Annotated in this window: 20 protein-coding genes, 1 tRNA gene and 1 pseudogene; 10 read left to right on the forward strand and 12 right to left on the reverse strand. The window is 69.9% G+C overall.

The genetic code is table 11. The features are described from left to right. Nucleotides 1–3: 3 nt before the first annotated feature. Nucleotides 4–462, reverse strand: a complete 459-nt coding sequence (locus tag QSK26_RS20155) for a GatB/YqeY domain-containing protein (RefSeq protein WP_285776728.1) — start codon at nucleotides 460–462, stop codon at nucleotides 4–6. A 113-nt stretch (nucleotides 463–575) separates the two neighbouring features. Here QSK26_RS20155 and QSK26_RS20160 point away from each other — a divergent pair, with 113 nt between their 5' ends. Together QSK26_RS20160 and QSK26_RS20165 are read left to right on the forward strand one after the other, a co-directional pair. Next, the gene (locus tag QSK26_RS20160; RefSeq protein WP_285776729.1) at nucleotides 576–1,469 is read left to right on the forward strand and encodes a metallophosphoesterase; all 894 of its coding nucleotides are present in this window, start codon (nucleotides 576–578) and stop codon (nucleotides 1,467–1,469) included. A gap of 74 nt (nucleotides 1,470–1,543) precedes the next feature. Then, nucleotides 1,544–1,617 (forward strand) — tRNA-Pro (locus QSK26_RS20165). Nucleotides 1,618–1,743: 126 nt separating this feature from the next. Here QSK26_RS20165 and QSK26_RS41835 read toward each other — a convergent pair. From QSK26_RS41835 to QSK26_RS20175, 4 genes and pseudogenes are all read right to left on the reverse strand, one after another. Continuing rightward, nucleotides 1,744–1,836, reverse strand: a pseudogene (locus QSK26_RS41835) (endonuclease domain-containing protein); the annotation flags it as partial. Between the two features lie 34 nt (nucleotides 1,837–1,870). Then, on the reverse strand, nucleotides 1,871–2,095 hold the full coding sequence (locus tag QSK26_RS20170; RefSeq protein WP_285776730.1) for a hypothetical protein: 225 nt from the start codon (nucleotides 2,093–2,095) through the stop codon (nucleotides 1,871–1,873). A 175-nt stretch (nucleotides 2,096–2,270) separates the two neighbouring features. Further along, nucleotides 2,271–2,513 (reverse strand): WhiB family transcriptional regulator, encoded by a 243-nt coding sequence (locus QSK26_RS41840; RefSeq protein WP_352244367.1) that lies wholly within the window; start codon nucleotides 2,511–2,513, stop codon nucleotides 2,271–2,273. A gap of 72 nt (nucleotides 2,514–2,585) precedes the next feature. Beyond that, a complete protein-coding gene (locus tag QSK26_RS20175; protein ID WP_285776731.1) occupies nucleotides 2,586–2,774 on the reverse strand; it encodes a hypothetical protein in 189 nt (62 codons plus the stop codon). A 127-nt stretch (nucleotides 2,775–2,901) separates the two neighbouring features. On the opposite strand from QSK26_RS20175, the gene QSK26_RS20180 reads away from it, so the two are divergent. Then, a complete protein-coding gene (locus tag QSK26_RS20180; RefSeq protein WP_285776732.1) occupies nucleotides 2,902–3,663 on the forward strand; it encodes a GntR family transcriptional regulator in 762 nt (253 codons plus the stop codon). Further along, the gene (locus QSK26_RS20185; RefSeq protein ID WP_285776733.1) at nucleotides 3,660–4,457 is read left to right on the forward strand and encodes a hypothetical protein; all 798 of its coding nucleotides are present in this window, start codon (nucleotides 3,660–3,662) and stop codon (nucleotides 4,455–4,457) included. The genes QSK26_RS20180 and QSK26_RS20185 overlap by 4 nt, the downstream gene beginning before the upstream one ends. Here QSK26_RS20185 and QSK26_RS20190 read toward each other — a convergent pair. Together QSK26_RS20190 and QSK26_RS20195 are read right to left on the reverse strand one after the other, a co-directional pair. Continuing rightward, nucleotides 4,454–4,630: a hypothetical protein gene (locus tag QSK26_RS20190; RefSeq protein ID WP_285776734.1), complete on the reverse strand. Its 177-nt coding sequence runs from the start codon at nucleotides 4,628–4,630 to the stop codon at nucleotides 4,454–4,456. The two genes, QSK26_RS20185 and QSK26_RS20190, sit on opposite strands and share 4 nt — an antisense overlap. A gap of 51 nt (nucleotides 4,631–4,681) precedes the next feature. Next, on the reverse strand, nucleotides 4,682–4,924 hold the full coding sequence (locus QSK26_RS20195; RefSeq protein ID WP_285776735.1) for a hypothetical protein: 243 nt from the start codon (nucleotides 4,922–4,924) through the stop codon (nucleotides 4,682–4,684). A gap of 203 nt (nucleotides 4,925–5,127) precedes the next feature. Here QSK26_RS20195 and QSK26_RS20200 point away from each other — a divergent pair, with 203 nt between their 5' ends. After that, nucleotides 5,128–6,255, forward strand: coding sequence for an NsdA family TPR-like regulatory protein (locus tag QSK26_RS20200; RefSeq protein ID WP_285776736.1), 1,128 nt, complete (start codon nucleotides 5,128–5,130; stop codon nucleotides 6,253–6,255). 81 nt (nucleotides 6,256–6,336) lie between these two features. On the opposite strand, the gene QSK26_RS20205 is transcribed toward QSK26_RS20200, so the two are convergent. Both QSK26_RS20205 and QSK26_RS20210 read right to left on the reverse strand, forming a co-directional pair. After that, entirely contained in the window at nucleotides 6,337–6,837 is a 501-nt protein-coding gene (locus QSK26_RS20205) for a hypothetical protein (protein ID WP_285776737.1), read from the reverse strand. A gap of 333 nt (nucleotides 6,838–7,170) precedes the next feature. Next, a complete protein-coding gene (locus QSK26_RS20210; protein WP_285776738.1) occupies nucleotides 7,171–9,840 on the reverse strand; it encodes a DUF5107 domain-containing protein in 2,670 nt (889 codons plus the stop codon). A gap of 405 nt (nucleotides 9,841–10,245) precedes the next feature. Between QSK26_RS20210 and QSK26_RS20215 the strand changes: the two genes are divergently transcribed. Beyond that, the gene (locus tag QSK26_RS20215) at nucleotides 10,246–11,031 is read left to right on the forward strand and encodes an IclR family transcriptional regulator (RefSeq protein ID WP_285776739.1); all 786 of its coding nucleotides are present in this window, start codon (nucleotides 10,246–10,248) and stop codon (nucleotides 11,029–11,031) included. Nucleotides 11,032–11,285: 254 nt separating this feature from the next. Here QSK26_RS20215 and QSK26_RS20220 read toward each other — a convergent pair whose 3' ends face one another. Then, a complete protein-coding gene (locus tag QSK26_RS20220) occupies nucleotides 11,286–11,819 on the reverse strand; it encodes a pyridoxamine 5'-phosphate oxidase family protein (RefSeq protein ID WP_285776740.1) in 534 nt (177 codons plus the stop codon). Nucleotides 11,820–12,002: 183 nt separating this feature from the next. On the opposite strand from QSK26_RS20220, the gene QSK26_RS20225 reads away from it, so the two are divergent. Next, nucleotides 12,003–12,470 (forward strand): winged helix-turn-helix transcriptional regulator, encoded by a 468-nt coding sequence (locus QSK26_RS20225; protein ID WP_285776741.1) that lies wholly within the window; start codon nucleotides 12,003–12,005, stop codon nucleotides 12,468–12,470. 45 nt (nucleotides 12,471–12,515) lie between these two features. On the opposite strand, the gene QSK26_RS20230 is transcribed toward QSK26_RS20225, so the two are convergent. Further along, a complete protein-coding gene (locus QSK26_RS20230; protein WP_285776742.1) occupies nucleotides 12,516–12,902 on the reverse strand; it encodes a winged helix-turn-helix transcriptional regulator in 387 nt (128 codons plus the stop codon). Nucleotides 12,903–12,960: 58 nt separating this feature from the next. On the opposite strand from QSK26_RS20230, the gene QSK26_RS20235 reads away from it, so the two are divergent. The 3 genes from QSK26_RS20235 to QSK26_RS20245 are packed head-to-tail and all read left to right on the forward strand — an operon-like array spanning nucleotide 12,961 to nucleotide 15,832. Further along, complete coding sequence (locus QSK26_RS20235) at nucleotides 12,961–13,371, forward strand: YybH family protein (RefSeq protein ID WP_285776743.1); 411 nt, start codon at nucleotides 12,961–12,963, stop codon at nucleotides 13,369–13,371. A 20-nt stretch (nucleotides 13,372–13,391) separates the two neighbouring features. Then, nucleotides 13,392–13,976, forward strand: coding sequence for a TetR/AcrR family transcriptional regulator (locus QSK26_RS20240; protein WP_285776744.1), 585 nt, complete (start codon nucleotides 13,392–13,394; stop codon nucleotides 13,974–13,976). Then, nucleotides 13,973–15,832 (forward strand): alpha/beta fold hydrolase, encoded by a 1,860-nt coding sequence (locus QSK26_RS20245; protein WP_285776745.1) that lies wholly within the window; start codon nucleotides 13,973–13,975, stop codon nucleotides 15,830–15,832. The genes QSK26_RS20240 and QSK26_RS20245 overlap by 4 nt, the downstream gene beginning before the upstream one ends. A 130-nt stretch (nucleotides 15,833–15,962) precedes the next feature. On the opposite strand, the gene QSK26_RS20250 is transcribed toward QSK26_RS20245, so the two are convergent. After that, entirely contained in the window at nucleotides 15,963–16,763 is an 801-nt protein-coding gene (locus tag QSK26_RS20250; protein WP_285776746.1) for an alpha/beta fold hydrolase, read from the reverse strand. Nucleotides 16,764–16,772 lie beyond the last annotated feature (9 nt).

The following is a 16,772-nucleotide window of genomic DNA, read 5'->3' on the forward strand; positions in this document are numbered from 1 at the left end:
CGGTCAGCCGGCCGCGAGCCGCGTCCGTACGGCCTGCGCGACCCGGCCGCCCTCGGCCCGGCCCGCGACCTTCGGGTTCAGCACCTTCATCACCTGTCCCATCGCCTTCGGCCCCTCCGCGCCGCTCTCCGCGATGGCCTCGTCGACCAGCCTGCCCAGCTCGTCGTCGGAGAGCTGGGCGGGCAGGTAAGCCTCCAGCACGGACTCCTCGTCCCGCTCCGCCTGGGCCTGCTCGGCCCGGCCCGCGTCGGCGAACGCGGTGGCCGCCTCCCGCCGCTTCTTCGCCTCCTTCGTCAGGACCTTGAGGATCTCGTCGTCCGACAGCTCCCTGGCCTCCTTGCCGGAGACCTCCTCGGTGCTGATCGCCGCGAGGGCCATGCGAATCGTCCGGGTACGAAGCTCGTCCCGGGCCTTCATCGAGACCGACAGGTCGGCCTTCAACTTGTCCTTCAAAGCGCTCATGCGGTCCATCTTGCCGTCTCACCAGCCCCGCCGTAGCCCAGGTTTACGGCGCCCCGCCGTACGTCCCGTGGCGAACGAACCGTCGCGCGCGGCTCGTCGGGCATGATGAAGATGTGAGGAAAGCAGCAGCGATACCCCTGTCCGTGCTCGGGCTCGGCGTGGCCGGCCTCGGTTACGCGAGCGTCATCGAGCGCAACCGCTTCCGCCTTCGCCGGTTCGACGTGCCCGTGCTCGACCGCGGCCAGCGGAAGGTGCGCATCCTGCACCTCTCCGACCTGCACCTGACCCCGGGCAGGCGGCTCCTCATCAACTGGGTGCGCTCGCTCGGCGACCTCCGGCCCGACCTGGTGGTCAACACCGGCGACTCGATCGCCCACCCGGACGCCGTCCCCGCGCTCCTCTACGCGCTGGAGCCGCTGCTGTCCCGCCCCGGCCTGTTCGTCTACGGCTCCAACGACCTCTACGCCCCCCACCCCAAGAACCCCGTGCGCTACCTGTGGCGCACTTCCAAGACCGACCGGCGCCAGCACGTGCCCACCCTGCCGTGGGACGAGCTGGGCGCGGGCATGGCCGCCGAGGGCTGGCTCGACATGAACAACACCACCGCCCGGATCAAGGTGGGCGACCTCGACGTGGCCGTGGGCGGCATCCACGACTCGCACATCGACCGCGACCGCTACGACCTGATCGCCGGTCCGGCCCCCGCCGACGCCGACCTGCGCCTGGGCGTCATGCACTCCCCCGAGCCGCGCAACATGACCCGCTTCGCCGCCGACGGCTACGAACTCCTCCTCGCCGGGCACACCCACGGCGGGCAGCTCTGCATCCCGTTCTACGGCGCCCTGGTCACCAACTGCGGCATCGACCGCGCCCGGGTCAAGGGCCTGCACCGCCACGACAGCGCCTGGCTGCACGTCTCCGCCGGCCTCGGCACCTCCCCGTACGCCCCGGTCCGCTTCGCCTGCCACCCCGAAGCGACCCTCCTCACCCTCACCCCCCGGCGCTGATCACCGCCAGGCGACGCAAACACCGCGGAAGTCCGCTAGACTTTCCATCGCACGGGCCCGGAAAGCCCGGGCACCGGGGTGTAGCGCAGCTTGGCAGCGCGCTTCGTTCGGGACGAAGAGGCCGCAGGTTCAAATCCTGTCACCCCGACGTTTATTTCCCGAGGCCAGAGGCCGGTTCCGATCATCGGAACCGGCCTTCGCCGTTCACTGAGTGACTACGCTTCCGCGATGTCGGCAGATGGGGCCTGAGACCTGTGAAGCAGAACGTAATCGATCATGCGGCGCATGGTCTCAACGTTCTCGTAGAGTAACCCAGTGCCTTGTTGCACTGCTGACACAAGATGCCTCGTACCTTCCCCGTCTCTTGATCAACATGAGCAGTACTCCGTTCGGGTTGGTGTTCATCGGCTCCACCGCCGTCCCCAGCAGCGCGGGCATCCCCGGCGGTTGCACCAGGTCTCTGGGCGTGAGGCCCAGATCCGGCTGATGGCGTCGATCGATCCGCCGCTGTGGACGGGGAGCCGGGCGACCTGCCATTGGCAGTAGCGCTCCTGAGTCATGCGCACCAGCTCGCTGAACAGACCTCCGGCGAAGAAGACCAGGAGGTAGACGAGGACAGAGATCATGGTCAGCTCCACTGGGAACGGGTGAGAAGGCGGCAGACGCGGCAACCGGGCAGACAGCGAACGCCGTGGGTGGTGCAGCGCTGGAGTTGACGGCCGGAAGTGGTGCCACAGCGGCGGCAGCCGTACGGGGTGGCCGAGCGGGTAGCGCAGTCGGAGCAGTGGAAACGGCTGGTCATCAGGCCATCTCCAGCCTTTTGATCGGTGCGGAGGCCGGACGGCGGTTCAGGCCCTCCAACTTCTCTGCGGTGTATCCGGCCCAAATGCCCTCGTCCGGATTGAGGGCCAGCGCGTACGACAGACACGCCGTGCGCGCCGGGCAGTTGCGGCAGATGCTCTTGGCCAGAGCCTCTCCGCCGCGTGTCGGTGGGCTCGTCGTCCAGGCCGATGAAGAGATCCGCCTGTGCCGAATCGCAAGCAGGTGTGGCGTTGATGAGGTCGTCGAGCAGGTCGGCCAAGTCGTTGGCGCTGTTCCGCGCCGCGTCCGGGGCCTTCACAGCTTCACGCCCAGAGCGCGCAGCGATTCGACCAGGGCGAGCCGGATGCAGGTCGGGCAGATCGTCGGAGATGGCGGCTCGTAGCCGGGCGTGGTCTCCTCGATGCCGTCGCACATCAGGCAGGTCCACTCAACGCCCTGATCAGGGATGGTGACGTACTGCGCGCTCCGGCTTTTGCTGCGCACGAACGTCCGTTGAGCCAAGTACGTACTCTCCGCACTCCGCGCTGTGTATGCACTCTGCGTGATTGCTTGGTCACTGTCAAGCTTCTTGGTACGGTGAGTACGTACAAGTCATTCAGGGAGGTCACAAGTGCGAGCCGGATCCGACTCCCGCGCGCTGTATGAGCGCGTCGCGGACGCCCTGCGTACGTCTATAGAGCGGGGCGAACTGGCACCGGGAGACACGGTGCCGCCAGAACAGGAGCTGGCAGAGAGCCACGGCGTGTCGCGTCAGACCGTCCGACAGGCGCTGCAACAGCTCACCAATGAGGGCCTGCTCAGCAGCGGACGAGGCCGCGGCCGTACCGTGCGCTCACAAGCGCGGCTGCGCTGGCATCTCTCCCACTACGAGAACCAGAGCAAGCACAGCGCCGCCGCGGACGCGTGGGCAAGAGAGGTCCAGGACCAGGGCCACATCCCTCTGCAGGAAGTGAACGTCGGTCTGGAGATTCCGCCGGCCGCGGTGGCCGAACGGCTCAACCTCGACGCCGAAAAGGACATCGTCGTCGTCCGGCGTCGGGTGCGGTACGTGGACGACGTGCCGTTCCAGGTGGCCGACAGCTACTTCCCGGAGGACCTCGTCAGAGGCACGGCGCTGATGCAACCGAAGGATGTGTCCGCCCCGGGTGGTCTACTCGCGTCCATCGGCCACGCCCAGACGCGGCTGGTGGACGAGATCCAGATCCGGATGCCCACCAAGGACGAGTCCGCTCGTCTCGGGCTTCCTGCGGGCACGCCGGTGGCTGAGCACATGCGCACCGGCTACGACGCCGATGGCCGGGCCGTGCGCGTGATGGTCACGGTGGCTCCGGGTGACAGGCACACACTCGTCTACGAGCTCAACGCCACGTGACCGATGCCGATGTCGCGGATCTCTTTCGCGACGACCCCATGGCGCAACCGCTCACATATCCAGGCCGAATCCCCGCCACCTCCGGTGTGCTGGTGGACGACGCCTACCTGGCGTTATGCCCGGTCGAGAGCGCCCCGGCAGACGAATGGCAGGTCGGAGACGAAACGCTGGAGAAGCTCTTGGCCCGTCTCGGCTGCGCGCCCATGGTGGAGCGCCATCCGGTCGTCGCCGTGGGCTCCAACGCCTCACCGAGCCAGATGCGCCGCAAGTTCGTCACCCACGGAATCCGACCGGTCATCCCCATGACGCTCGCCGATGTCGAGGGCATCGCGCCGGGCGTCTCCGCGCACGTCAACCGGTGGGGCTATGTGCCCGCCGTGCCGGTGGAGACGCCCGGCGAGAGCTCACGGCTCTTCGTGCTCTGGCTCGACGACCGTGAGTTATCCACGCTGGACATAACTGAACCCAACTACTGGCGGCGCAGAATGCCCGTTGAGCGCCATCCCGTGGCGCTGGAATCGGGTGTCCTGTTGCCGCCCTGCTACGTCTACGTCGGCAAGCACGGCTGTCTGGCGGACGAGACCGGCGAAGCCAGACGCCTTACAGATCAACGGAGGCTCATCCAGTCCCTGTTGGACGAGTCCGCCGAACTCCGCCGTCTGTGCGGGAGCACGCCCGACGAGTTCATCTCACTCGTACGAGACGAGGCACTCCGTGACACCATCTACCGACTCTTCCCAGCCGAGCGCCGCACGTTGTTACAGCCCGGACTGGTGGACCTGCCGTCCAGCTAACGCTGGCCGGATCGGCGGTGCCGATGACCACCGATGAGGTGCTCCCATACCGGCCGCGCCTTGGCGTAGAGACCTCGGGCGGTCTCCTCGTAGCGCTCGCCGTTGCGGCGCAGGACGAGGAACTGGCCGCCTTCACAGCACCACTCGTACTCACCGCAGCACGACGTGTCCATCACACGGAGGGTGCCGTGACGCACGTAAGGACGCCATTCGTACACCGCGCCTCACTCGCCCGGCTCGGCCCGGCGCAGGCGCAGCAACGTCCCGCCGTAGATGTAGGAGGGACGCCGCGCGAGGCGGTCGAGGCGCACCACCTGGACCTCGCCCGTGGCGCCGGGTGCCAACGAGTCGAGCGCTTGGCTCAGCCGTTCGGCAGCCCGGCCAAACTCGCCGGTTACGCCGCACGTCACCCGGCCGGAGTCGTCGGTGGCCGCCCACGAGTAGAAACCATCGGTGTCGTAGTGCACGAATACATCAGAGCCAGGCGCGGTAGCACGTCAGAAGAGGACATCGGGAGGCGACAGCAGGTGTCCGCCCCCGTGTCCGCCTCACCGCCCTGTCGGAGGTGTGTCGGATGAGCGTCCCCGTCCCTGTGTGGGCCACTCGGCTGCTGGCTGCCCGTACAACGCGGGGCTGGTCGCAGCGTGACCTGGCTCGGGAACTGGTCAGAGTGACGGAGAAGCCCCTTCCAGAGCTGGCCAGCCTTATCCGGCGGATCCGGGGGCACGAGACCGGCGAGCACCGGCCCGACGCCTTCTACACCAAGCTCTACTGCGCCGTCTTTGGCGCGACCGAAGATCAGTTGTTCGGCACGGTCACCGTGCCAGTTCCCGCTCTGGCCCTGCCATCACTTGCTCCCGATCCCGACCTCTACGAGCGCATCACCCGCGCCATCCAAGACCCGCCCCGCGTCGATCTCGCGACCGTGCAATGGCTGGAACACTGCCTCGCTGAGCATCGCCGCGTGGAGGACACCATCGGCAGCCGGCCCCTCCTGCCGCTCGTCCACGCTCAGCTGTCCACCGTGGCCGACCTCGCCCGGGGAGCCAGAGGCGCGCTGGCTGACCGGGCCGTCGCCACGCTCGCTCAGTACGCCCAGTTCATCGCCTGGATGTGCCACGACTCCCGCCAGCACGCCGCCGCACTTGCCTGGTACGACCGCTCCCACGCCTGGGCCATCGAAGCCGGAGACGCCTCCCTGGCCTCCACCACCCTGAACATGCGCGCCCACCAGGCATGGAGCCTCGGCGACCCGCACCGCTGCGTGCGCCTAGCCGAAGCCTCCCGCTGGCACGACGGGCGCACCACCTACGGCGTGCAAGGCATGGCCGCCCAGATGGCCGGCCGAGGCTACGCCCAACTCGGCGAGGCGAACCAGGCCCGCACCAGACTGGCCGAAGCCGAAGACCTCATCCGGGCGGCGGCCGAGCACCCCGACGACGAGCCGCCATGGATGTACTTCTACGACGAGGGCTGGTTCCTCATGCAACGCGGCATGACCGAACTGGAACTAGGCGATGGCCGCCGCGCCGCCGAGTTCATCGAGCGCGGCCTGTCCACCCTGCCCGAGTCCTACCGACGTGACCGGGCCTGGTTCGGAGCCTGCCTGGCACGAGCCCACATCCTGCAGGGCGATGCCGAAGCCGCGACCGCCATCGCCACGCACGTGGCCCCAGACGCGGTGGCCGTCAACGCCTACGCTGTGACCGAACTCCACCGCGCCGCCCATGAACTGTCGGCGGCGGGCGCCTCTGGCGCAAAAGTGATCAAGGACTCACTGACGTCCGTGAAGCATTGAGGAACTGTCCCTACTGTCCCCATGTCCCTCCCTCGCTCTTGACGTCGTCGAGTTCCGACAGCTCCCGCCATTGGTCCTGAGTCACCTCCAGACGTACGGCATGCCTGCTGCATCGAGCGCGGCGATGGTCGCCTCGTACTCACGGGCGGTCTTGCCGGTGATGGTGCACGCGCTGTACCCGCTCATCGGGTCCCTGTCCTTCGGCCCCTTCAGCCCCAGCTCTCGGGCCAGGCGCAGGAAGTGCTTGTTGTGGTACCGATACGCCATGGTGTCGTCGATGCCGCGCACTGTAGCCAGGCCGTGGACGGCATCGTGGAGCAGGGCCTCCATGACGCGGCGTCCCCCGAGGCCGAGCAGATCCCCAGCGGGGAACAACTCCGGCTTGGTCGACTTGTCCGCGACCCAGCGGGCGGGGTCCCAGTGCCAGTGCCCCCAAGTCATCCACTCCCCCTCGCTGCCCCGGCCGGTGATGACGACGACGTCGGGGATTTCGGGGTGACGGTCGCGGATGTCCTGCCATGCCTGTTCCAGGACGCTGACGATGTGGCGGCCAGTGGTGGGTGCGCTGTTTATGGAGCCCATTCATAGCATGGAGATGCCAGGAATGGGCGGTCATCGCTGGATGCGTCGGCCGGAGACGCCCTGGAGCAGCACGTACGCCAGGTAGACCGACATGTCGATCCGGCCGGGACTGTCGGGTCGGTCGGCATCCACGTCGTCCACGCGCCCTCGGGGTCCGTCATCATGCCGCGAAGCCGCACCCGGTCGCAGGAACACGAAAAGGCCCAGCGCTACCCCGACGCCATCGAACAAGCCCACGCCGAGTACGCCGTCCGCCGCCAAGGGCTCTGAGGCGGCGAGCTGCCGGATCGGTGCGCCGCCCGCCGTGGGTCGGGTGGCGGGCGGCGCGGGTGATCAGGTGCCGGACTCGGCGGTCAGGAGGGTGGCGCCGCTGGGGTCGGTGAGGACCAGGCGGGCCTGGGTGCCCGGGGCGACCTTGCCGTTGAGCTTGACCGCGGTGTTGGCCGTGCCGGTGAAGGCGCTGCTGTCGAGCGTCTTTCCGGTCGTGGCGTCGACCAGGGTCGCGCGCAGGCGCTGGCCGATCCCGGTGGAGAACAGCCGGCCGGTGACGTTGCCGGAGGCGTCCACCTTGACCTCCGCGGCACCGTTGGCGTTGGCGTTGGTGACGTCTCCGAGGTCCATCGTGGGCAGGTACGTCTCCGTCCACGACAGGGTCTGCCCGGCCTTGAGGATGGCGGGGGTGAAGAACTTCGGCGACGCGCCCGCCCACAGCTCGATGTACGGGCGGGCCGAGTTGCCCTTGCTGTAGACGTTGGTGTCGAACGACTTGTTCTGGCCCCACTCCCAGAACTTCAGGCCGGGGGTCTTGGTGTTGTCGCCGACCCGGATGACGCCCTCGTTGTTCTCGTGGTTGACCACGCCCCACCAGTTGCCCTGCTTCATGGTGGCGAGGTCCTGGCCGTAGGCGATGCCGTCCCGGGTCCAGTTCGACATCTGCTTGAGCTTGTCCAGCTTGAGCAGGCCGGAGCCGGGAGGGCCGGCGGGCTGCTCGACGCTCTCCATCCAGGCGTAGCCGGGGTCACGGTAGATCGTCTTGACCGGCGAGACGACCGACATCGTCGGGGATCCCGAGGTCGTCGGGGCGCCCGGCGCGAGCGTCGTGCACGTCCAGTACTCGAACCGCTTGTCCTGGTCGCCGGGGTTGTTGAGGCTGACCGTCATGTCGAGGGTCGGCTTGCGCGCGTCCACGGAGTAGGTGACGGACGTCCTGATGCCGGTGGGGCCGTACACGTACCGGGAGGGCTTGTACGGGTAGTCGACGTCGTCGGTCTTCGTCACGGTGATCGAGAACTTGCCGTCACGCTGGTCGATCTTGTAGTCCCACGGCACGTTCCAGTACTTGCCGTGCTCGGCCTCGGTGAGCGTCGGGAACACGCCGCCGTACACCATCAGCCAGTTCTGGTAGAAGGGCGAGTTGCCGGGGGTCCCGGGGTTGGTGCTGGAGAACCCGTACGGGGTGCCGACGGGGTTGGTGTAGAACAGGTCGTTCCCGGTCGGCTTGTAGATCATCGACAGGAGACGGCCGCCGTAGCCGGGCGCGAACGTCGCCTTGATGTACTTGTTCTCCACCTCGATGGTCTTGATGGTCTGGCCGACCACCTTGTCCGCCACGCCCTCCCGCCGGACGGAGACGCCGTCGCCGCTGACCTGGTAGTCGTAGCGGTCGAAAACGGTGGTGGCGTGCGTGTTGACCTTGAGGTAGTCCGGGCCGTTCGGGTTGAAGCCGATACCCGGCGAGGTGAAGTTCCGCGGGGCCCGTACGGGCACGGGCGCGGTGTTCGTGCTGGTGGCGCCGGTGACGTCGGTGACGGCGCTCTGGGCCAGCGCCACACCGCCGCGCGCGCCGGCCCTGAGGGTCTGCCCGCTGTCCAGCTTGATCACGAGGGTGGACGCGTCGGGGAAGTACGCCGCGTCGTCGCGCAGCGCCTGGGCCACGTCCCGGCCCGAGGTGGTGGTGAGGCCGGTGAAGGTGAGCAGTCCGCGGACCTGGTCGGCCGTGACGTTGGTGCCGCTGACGCCGGTCAGGGTTTCCTTAACCGCCAGGTCGCCGGCCTTCGCGATCCGGTGGTTGAACCGGACCTCGATCCGGTCGCCGGACTCTCCGACCCGGACACCGGCGATCTCCGGAGCCACGTAGGCTCCTCCGCCGCGCGCGACGGACGCGCCGACCTCGGCGGTGGCCGGTCCCGCGTTCGTGGTCAGCTTCAGGCCGGTGCCGAGGGTGAGCTGGTAGGAGGCCGCGCCGTCCAGGTCTGCGCCGAAGTACAGCCGGTAGCGGCGCTGGTCGGACCCGGTGAGGCTCTCCACGTACACCGGGCGTACGGCGGAGTCGCCGCTCGTGAGCGTGATGTCGGATCCGGTGTAGGCGCCGACCGGCATCCCGGACCAGATCGTCCCGGCGAACGTGACGTCCACCGTGCGCGAGTCCACCTGCTGGGCGGACGAGACGGTCGCGAGCGCGGCGTCCTGGGGGTTGCCGCGGAACCGGGACTGCTTCGTCGCCGAACCGGGCAGCACGCCGCCGTCCGCGGACCGGAAGAACAGGTCGCCGAGCTGGTCGCCGCCGCCGTCGAACCACAGCTCGTAGGAGCGGCCGTCCAGCGTGGCGCCTTCGCCCAGCACCACCCTCAGGGTCCGCCGGTCGGGGGTGTCCACCGGCCGGACGGTCGTGCCCGCGACCTGCGAGAGCGGACGGCCGTCGAGCGCCGCGTCCGCGCCGCCGGCGACGCCGCCGCTGATCCTGATGTACTGGCCCGCGTACACCTGGTTGGCCGCGGTGAACTGCAGGATGTCCGACCCGAGCGCCTTGTTGAAGGTGATGTCGATCGACTTGTCGTCGACCGAGGACACCTTGCTGACGCGCAACGACGGCTGCGCCGACTGCTGGGACTGGGCCAGCACCGGCTGCTGCAGCGACGCGACCGTGCCGCCCGCAGCGGTCAACGCCAGCGCCATGGCGAGGGCGGCGCTGCGCGGGCGCGTCCGGTTAGGCTGAGTGTTCATGTAGTCCTCTCCGATGAGGGGTGATCCCGGAGTCCGGCGTGACCGGCTTCGGTGCTGTTCGGCCGACTGTCCTTCGACATGCGGATCTTCGTGCGTCAGTCCTCCTTGCGCGGGGGGGCCGTTCGGTGGACGCGACTCCCGGGGCACGCCGGTTTCCCCGCTCCCGGCATCGGTACGGCACGCCGCGGGCGGATCGCCGTCCTCGGCCGCCCGGACCCTGGCCGCGGCCCGCTCAGAGGACTGCCGGCGTTCTCGATCCGCGTCGTCGGTGGTGAACGGGTAGCGCTCGTCCGTCGGTCAGCAGATTCCTCAACGCCCAGCTCCTCGGCCGTTGTTCCGCTAGGTGGAACAAAAGCTTGTATGGTGGAACAGACGGAACATTAAGTTGGAGGGAACGCGCTGTCAATGGATGACGGACCAACCGAAAACGTACGCCGCAGCGGCCGGGCCTCCTCGGCGGGCAACGCGGTCACCAAGGCGCTCAACGTGCTGGAGGCCACCGTCGCCGGCCACGGGCCGCGCCGCTTCGCCGACATCTGCGCCGATTCGGGCGTCCCAAAAGCCAGCGTGCATCGCATCCTCGCCACGCTCGCCGATCTCGGCTTCGTCTCCGCCGAGGGCGGCGGCAGCTACCGCGCGGGCATCCGCATGCTCGCCCTCGCCGAGGAGGTCAAGTCCGCCGGCGCCCTGGGCGTCGGTGACGTCCTGACCGGGCTCTCCCGGGAGGTGCGCCAGACCGTCCACCTCGCGCTGCGCAGCGGCGACCACGCCGTCTACGTCCAGAAGGTCGAGGCCGACCAGCCATACCGGATGGCCTCCCGCGTCGGCATGCGCCTCCCCCTGCACTGCACGGCGATCGGGAAATGCATCCTCGCGCACCTGCCGGCGGAGGAATCGGCCGCCATTCTCAGCACGGCGGGAATGCCCGCGAAAACCCCGGAGACGATCACCGATCTCGAAACGCTGTCCGTGGAACTGGCGCGCATCCGCGAAGCGGGCCATTCCATCGACAACGAGGAGAACGAGAAGACCATCCGGTGCATCGGCGCCCCCGTCTTCGACCGCACCGGCACCGTCGTCGGCGGCATCAGCGTCTCCACGGTCGCCTTCCTGCTGCCCTACGAGGAACTCCTCGCCTTCGCCCCGGCCCTGCGAACGGCTGCCGCCGCGCTCACGGACCTACTGCAATAGCGCATTCTCCGGAGACCTGACCACGAGGCGGGCGAACGGGCGCCTGTAAGGAGTGGTTGCGACCGCGGTCGGATCGTTCCGCGGCATATTCGCCTCCGACGGCGAAAGGGCGTGCGGCGAAAGGGCGTGCGGTGAAAGGGCATGTGGGAAAGCCGGGAAGGCCGGTTCGGTGTGTGGAACCGGCCTTCCGTGTTCACCGGGCGCGCGCGGGGTGTCTCCCCGGCGGACGGGGGGACGCGTCCGGTGGACGGGGATCAGCGCGAGCGCGGCCTGAAGCGCCAGCGGGTGGCGGTCAGGCCGTCGGCGCCGTAGCCGAAGGCGCGTCGCGGGGTGATCCGGTAGAAGGCGTACTCCGGTGATCCGGGGAGGTCGTCGTCGTAGACCCGGCCGTCGCGCAGGGTGAACAGCCACTCGAACTTCGCCGCGAACGCCTGGGCCACCCTCCTGAGCCGGTCCTCGTCGTAGATCCGGGTGGCCCGGCCCTCGATCACCAGATCGAGGGACTCGTCGCCGACGGAGACGACGCAGTTGGGATTACGGATGAGGTTCCGGCCCTTGCGGGAGGCCGGGCGGGTCGTGAAGTACGGCGCGTCCCCCACCCAGACCGGCGTCACCGGCATCGCGTGCGGGCGCCCGTCGGGCCTTACCGTCGACAGCCACATCTTGGGCGCGAGTTCCAGGCACGCGCGCGCCTGGCTCCAGGGCTTCACCGTCGCCTCGTCCGTGCTCATCGGCGTCGCGTCCACCTCGTCGAACAACGGTTCGGCGACGGGCGTCGTGTCGATCATGCCGTTCTCCCTCCGCTCGGGGTCCGCTCGGGTCACGGACCGTCTGGCCGTTCAGGCGTCATGTTCGTGATGCGGTCTGCCACCATCCGTAGCGCCGGTCCACAGACTTCCTTCAGGGAAGGGGCGCTACCCGCGTAGGACGGGAGTAGTCCCTTGCTTGAAGGAAGCTTCTAGTCTGGTGTCATGCAGCGCACCCGGTTCGGGGACATGACCTGTTCGATCGCCCGCACGCTGGACGTCGTGGGGGAACCGTGGACTCCACTGATCCTGCGCGACATCCACGTCGGCGTCACCCGGTTCGACCGGCTCCAGCAGAGTCTGGGCATCTCCAGCAAGGTGCTCGACGAACGGCTCAAGTGGCTGGTCCACCACGGCGTGCTGGAGCGCCGGCCGTACTCCACCCGGCCGCCGCGGCACGACTACGCGCTGACCGACAAGGGCCGGGACCTGTGCGACCTGCTGCTGGTGATGGCACGCTGGGGCGACCGGTGGACGGCCGGCGAGGCGGGCCCGCCGGTGCTCTACCGGCACCACGCGTGCGGCCGGATCGCCCACGTCGAGCTGCACTGCTCGGAGTGCGACCAGCCGATGCGCGTCACCGACCTCGACGTGCTGCCCGGTCCGGGAGCCGCCGGGGCCCCCTCCGGCTGACCTGGATCGCCGCTCCGGCGCGGGGCGGGAGGCGCGAGATCGGGTTCAGGCCGGCGGGGGTGGCCGGTGCCCGGCGCCCCAGTCCCAGAGCGCCTGGAGGACGGGGCCGAGGCGGTGCCCGTCGGGGGTGAGGCTGTAGTGCGTGCGGGGCGGCCAGCCGGACCGGCGGTGGCGATCAAGAACGCCGGCCCGGGTGAGGTGCGCCAGCCGGTCGGACAGGACTTTGTCCGACAGGGCGGGCAGCGCCGCACGGAGTTCGGTGAAGGTGCGGTCGCCTCGCAGCAGCTCGCGGATCACCAGGGTCGTCCAGCGGCCACGCAACGCCGTGAGCGTGATCTCCACCGGGCAGGAGGAGGTCGGTGCGTTGACATCCGCGTGCGGGTCGTCGGGCAGGCCCGGCCGGGCCGGGTGGCCAACCGTTTGGTGAGTCACGAAAGCGCCTCCTAGCGTTCTCCGCGTCTTGATTTCTACCCGCGGAAGGACACGCGTGATGGTGCGGCAGCTCGCGGAACGCCCCGAGGACGTCCCCCTGGTGTTCGCCGAACGGTTCAACAGCGGCGATCCGGAGGCGGTGGCCGAAGTGTACGAAGAGGGCGCGGTGTTCGTGCCCGAACCGGGAGTTCCGCTGACCGGGGCCCGGGCCCGCGCCGCCAACGGCCGGTTCGTGGGCCTCGGGGTGCCGATCGTCGTCCGGCCGCGGCACGTCTACACCAGCGGCGACCTCGCGTTGCTGATCGTGGACTGGGTCATCGACGGCACGGACCGGGACGGGCGGCCGGTGCACATCGAGGGCACCGCCACGGATGTGGCCCGGCGCGGACGGGACGGGCGCTGGCGATACGCCGTCGACAACCCCTTCGGCGTACGCCCGGAGCACGACGGCTCTGGCAAAAATATGTAGACCGGTCTATTCTGCCCTTCATGAGGGTAACCAAGGGCGCCGAGACCAGTGCGCGGCTGGTGGAGTCCATGCTTGAGCTGATCCAGGCTCGCGGGTACAGCGGCACGGGGCTCAACACCGTGGTGGAGCACGCGCGCGCTCCCAAAGGGTCGTTGTACTTCCACTTTCCCCAGGGGAAGGAGGCGCTCGGCGAGAAGGCCGTCGAGCTCGCGGCCGAGCGGTTCCGGCTTCTCGTGACCGAGACGGCGCTGGAGCCGGGAACCCCGGGTGACCTGATCCGCCGGGTGATCGACGTGCTGGCCGGGATGCTCGCGGACAGCGATTACCAGCTCGGCTGCCCGGTCTCGGTGGTCACCCTGGAGATGGGCGCGCAGAGCGAGCGGCTGCGGGATGCCTGCGCGAGCGCCTTCGCCTCCTGGATCACGCCGATGACCGAATACCTCGCCGCGCAGGGCCACCCGCACGCCACCGCCCGCACGCTGGCGACCGCCGTGGTCGGCTCGGTCGAGGGGGCGATGATCATCTCGCGCGCCCAGAGGTCGGTGGAGCCGTTGCGCTGCGCCGCCCACGCCCTCGCCCTGCTGCTCGACCGGGAGGCGTCGTGAACCCGGCGGACCGGCACGCCCTGGTCTTCGGGGCGACCGGTTTCCTCGGGCGGCACCTGATCCTCGCGCTCGGCCGGGCCGGTGTGCGGGTGAGCACGGCCAACCGGAGCGGCGGGTCGTACCTGGGGCTCACCCGGTGGCTGGCGGAGCACGGGTACGGCCCCGCGCCGGCCGATCTCCGGGTCGACTTCGACGCGTTCTCACTGCTCCGGGGCGACGCGACACGATGGGAGGACGTCACCGAGATCTACAACTGTGCCGGCGCCTACCGGTTCGGGATGTCCGCGGAGGAGGCGCGGCGGGCCAACGTGGACAGCGTCCGCGCGATCGTCGCGTTCGCGGCGCGACTGCCTCGCCTGCGCCGCCTGGTGCACGTCTCCGGGTACCGGGTGGGCGGGCAGGATCCGGCGCAGGTCCCCTGGAGCGCGGAGCGCAGGCGGAGCACCTATGCGGCCCTGGGAGCCTACGAGGCGTCCAAGGTCGAGGCGGACGCCGTCCTCCAGGCGGACGCGGACCGGGCGGGCGTCCCCTGGTCCATCGTCAACCCGTCCAGCGTGATCGGGGACAGCGCCACCGGCGAGTCCGACCAGTATCTGGGCCTCGCGTCGAGCGTGCGGGAGGTCTGGCAGGGCACGATGGCGGCGCTGCCGGGGAACGCGAGCACGTTCGTCCCGGTGGTGCCGGTCGACCACCTCGCCCGGTTCATGACCCTGCTCCCGCCGGACGACGCCGCCGAGCGCGCCGCCTACTGGGTGCTCGACGCCGGCACGCCCGCGCTGCCCGCCCTGCTCACCCTCGTCGGAGAGCACTACCGGGTCAGCGTGCCGCGTACCCGGATCCCGGTGCCCCTGGTGAGACGCCTGCCCCGATGGCTCACCAAGGCCGACCCGGAGACCCTGACGTTCCTGTCGGACGACCGTTACCCCACCGGTCCGGCGGACGACTTCGCCGCCCGGCACGGCCTCACCCCGCCGGACGGCACCACGTCGATCCTCCGCTGGGCCGACCACCTGGCGGCGCACCGGTTCGGGGACGCGCCCGCCGGCGGGCGGCGGTTCATCACGCCCGCCGGGGTGCGGATGTTCGAGCTCGGCGAGCCGGGCGCGCCGACCGTGGTGCTGCCGGGCCTGCCGGTGAACGCCGACACCTGGGCGCCGGTCGTCGAGTCGCTGGGCCACGCCCGCGCCGTGGACCTGCCCGGCCTGGGGTTGACCGGCGGACGCCTCGGCGGCCTGGGGTCGGGCGGGGGACGCCTCGGCGGCCTGGGGTCGGGCGGGGGGCGTCGCGGCGGTCTGCCGGACTGGCCGGTCGCGCTGCTGGCGGAGACCGGCGCCCGCCACCTGGTGGGTCATTCGGTGGGCGCGGCGATCGCGCTGGAGGCCGCGACGGAGCGTCCCGACCTGGTGGATCGGTTGACGCTGGTGTCGCCGTTCTTCCTCCAGCCGCATGCCGGTCTCGCCTCGCGGTGGACGCTTCCGGCCCGCTGGTATCTGCGCCGGGTCGGCTCCGAGGCGCTGGCGAGAAGGCTCACCGGGGACGCGGCGCACGCCGGGGCGCTCGCGTCGAGCGTCGCAGACCTGCGCCGTGCCGGCGTCGCGGCCAACACCGCCCGCCTCCTGGCCCGGGCCGGGAGCGAACGGTGGCGCGGGGATCTCCGCGCGCGGTTGCGGAGCTACCAGGGGCGCGTGCACGTCGTCGTGGGAGCCGACGACCCGCTCACCCCCGAAGGGCGCGCACTCCTGGACGCCCTCCCGCGGGCCGTCGTGACGGTCATCGCCGGCGCGGGCCACCATCCCCAGGTGACACACCCGGCGGAGGTCGTCCAGGCCGTCCACGAGCTGGAACCATCTAGTTAGTCTGGAGAATCATGCCGTGCCCCTCCGGTTCCGGTCCGGGCCCCACGATCGCCTCGCGCAGCCTGCCTGCTCATCTCGCCGATGAGCAGGCAGGCTGCGGAAGGCCGGCTTCGCAGGCTCAGACGTCTACTCAGTCGGCCAGGAAGGCGGCCAGTGCGGGAGCCAGGACCTCGCCGCTGACGCTGTGCGTCTGGCCGGGCAGTTCGCGCAGGCCGGCCGTGGGCAGCAGGCCGGAGATCGCGCGGGCCCCGTTCGCCATCCAAGGATCGCTCGCCCCACCGTAGATCACGAGGGTGGGGACGGAGAGGGCGGACCAGCGGTCGCGCGGCAGGGGGCGGCCGCTCATCGTGCCCGCCATGACCCGGCCGTCGTAGGCGAGGGTCGGGGCGACGGCCTCAAGCGCGGCCCACATCGGATCGGCCTTCATCCCGGCGACGAACTCCACGGGGATGCCGCCCGGAATCGTGAAGAACAGTTCCAGGGCCTCGCCACGACGTCCCCCGGCCAGGGAGGCGTCCAGACGGTCCAGGTAGTCCTCAGGTACGGCCGGGCGAGTGCCGTCCACCACGAACGGCGGCTCGTACGCGGCCAGCCGGGTGATGGGCAGCCCGGCGGCAGCCGCGTCCAGAGCGAGCACGGCGCCGGAGGAGAAGCCGCAGACGTGGGCCGTCCCGCCCGCCTCGGCGATCAGCGCCGCGAGGTCCTCGATCTCGCGTTCCACGCTGTAAGGGGCGGTGTCGCCACTGTCACCGCGCCCTCTGCGGTCGTAGGTGTAGACCGTGTGGGAAGCGCCGAGCAGGTCTCCGAGCTGGGCTCCGAGCGGGTTGAGCGCCCGATGCGCGGTGGCGCCGTCCACGAGAATCAGCGGCGTACCCTCGCCATGGCGTTCGAAGGCGATGGAGGTGCCGTCCTTGGACGTGATGGTGTTCATGACTGTTCT

The organism is Microtetraspora sp. NBRC 13810 (assembly GCF_030268685.1).
Taxonomy (GTDB): domain Bacteria; phylum Actinomycetota; class Actinomycetes; order Streptosporangiales; family Streptosporangiaceae; genus BSRQ01.

Coding starts and splice junctions, on each gene's coding strand:
- QSK26_RS20155 (WP_285776728.1), bottom strand. CDS start 462: ATGAGCGCTTTGAAGGACAAGTTGAAGGCCGACCTGTCGGTCTCGATG.
- QSK26_RS20170 (WP_285776730.1), bottom strand. CDS start 2,095: ATGATCTCTGTCCTCGTCTACCTCCTGGTCTTCTTCGCCGGAGGTCTG.
- QSK26_RS20190 (WP_285776734.1), bottom strand. CDS start 4,630: ATGGACACGTCGTGCTGCGGTGAGTACGAGTGGTGCTGTGAAGGCGGC.
- QSK26_RS20205 (WP_285776737.1), bottom strand. CDS start 6,837: ATGGGCTCCATAAACAGCGCACCCACCACTGGCCGCCACATCGTCAGC.
- QSK26_RS20210 (WP_285776738.1), bottom strand. CDS start 9,840: ATGAACACTCAGCCTAACCGGACGCGCCCGCGCAGCGCCGCCCTCGCC.
- QSK26_RS20215 (WP_285776739.1), top strand. CDS start 10,246: ATGGATGACGGACCAACCGAAAACGTACGCCGCAGCGGCCGGGCCTCC.
- QSK26_RS20220 (WP_285776740.1), bottom strand. CDS start 11,819: ATGATCGACACGACGCCCGTCGCCGAACCGTTGTTCGACGAGGTGGAC.
- QSK26_RS20225 (WP_285776741.1), top strand. CDS start 12,003: ATGCAGCGCACCCGGTTCGGGGACATGACCTGTTCGATCGCCCGCACG.
- QSK26_RS20235 (WP_285776743.1), top strand. CDS start 12,961: ATGGTGCGGCAGCTCGCGGAACGCCCCGAGGACGTCCCCCTGGTGTTC.
- QSK26_RS20240 (WP_285776744.1), top strand. CDS start 13,392: ATGAGGGTAACCAAGGGCGCCGAGACCAGTGCGCGGCTGGTGGAGTCC.
- QSK26_RS20250 (WP_285776746.1), bottom strand. CDS start 16,763: ATGAACACCATCACGTCCAAGGACGGCACCTCCATCGCCTTCGAACGC.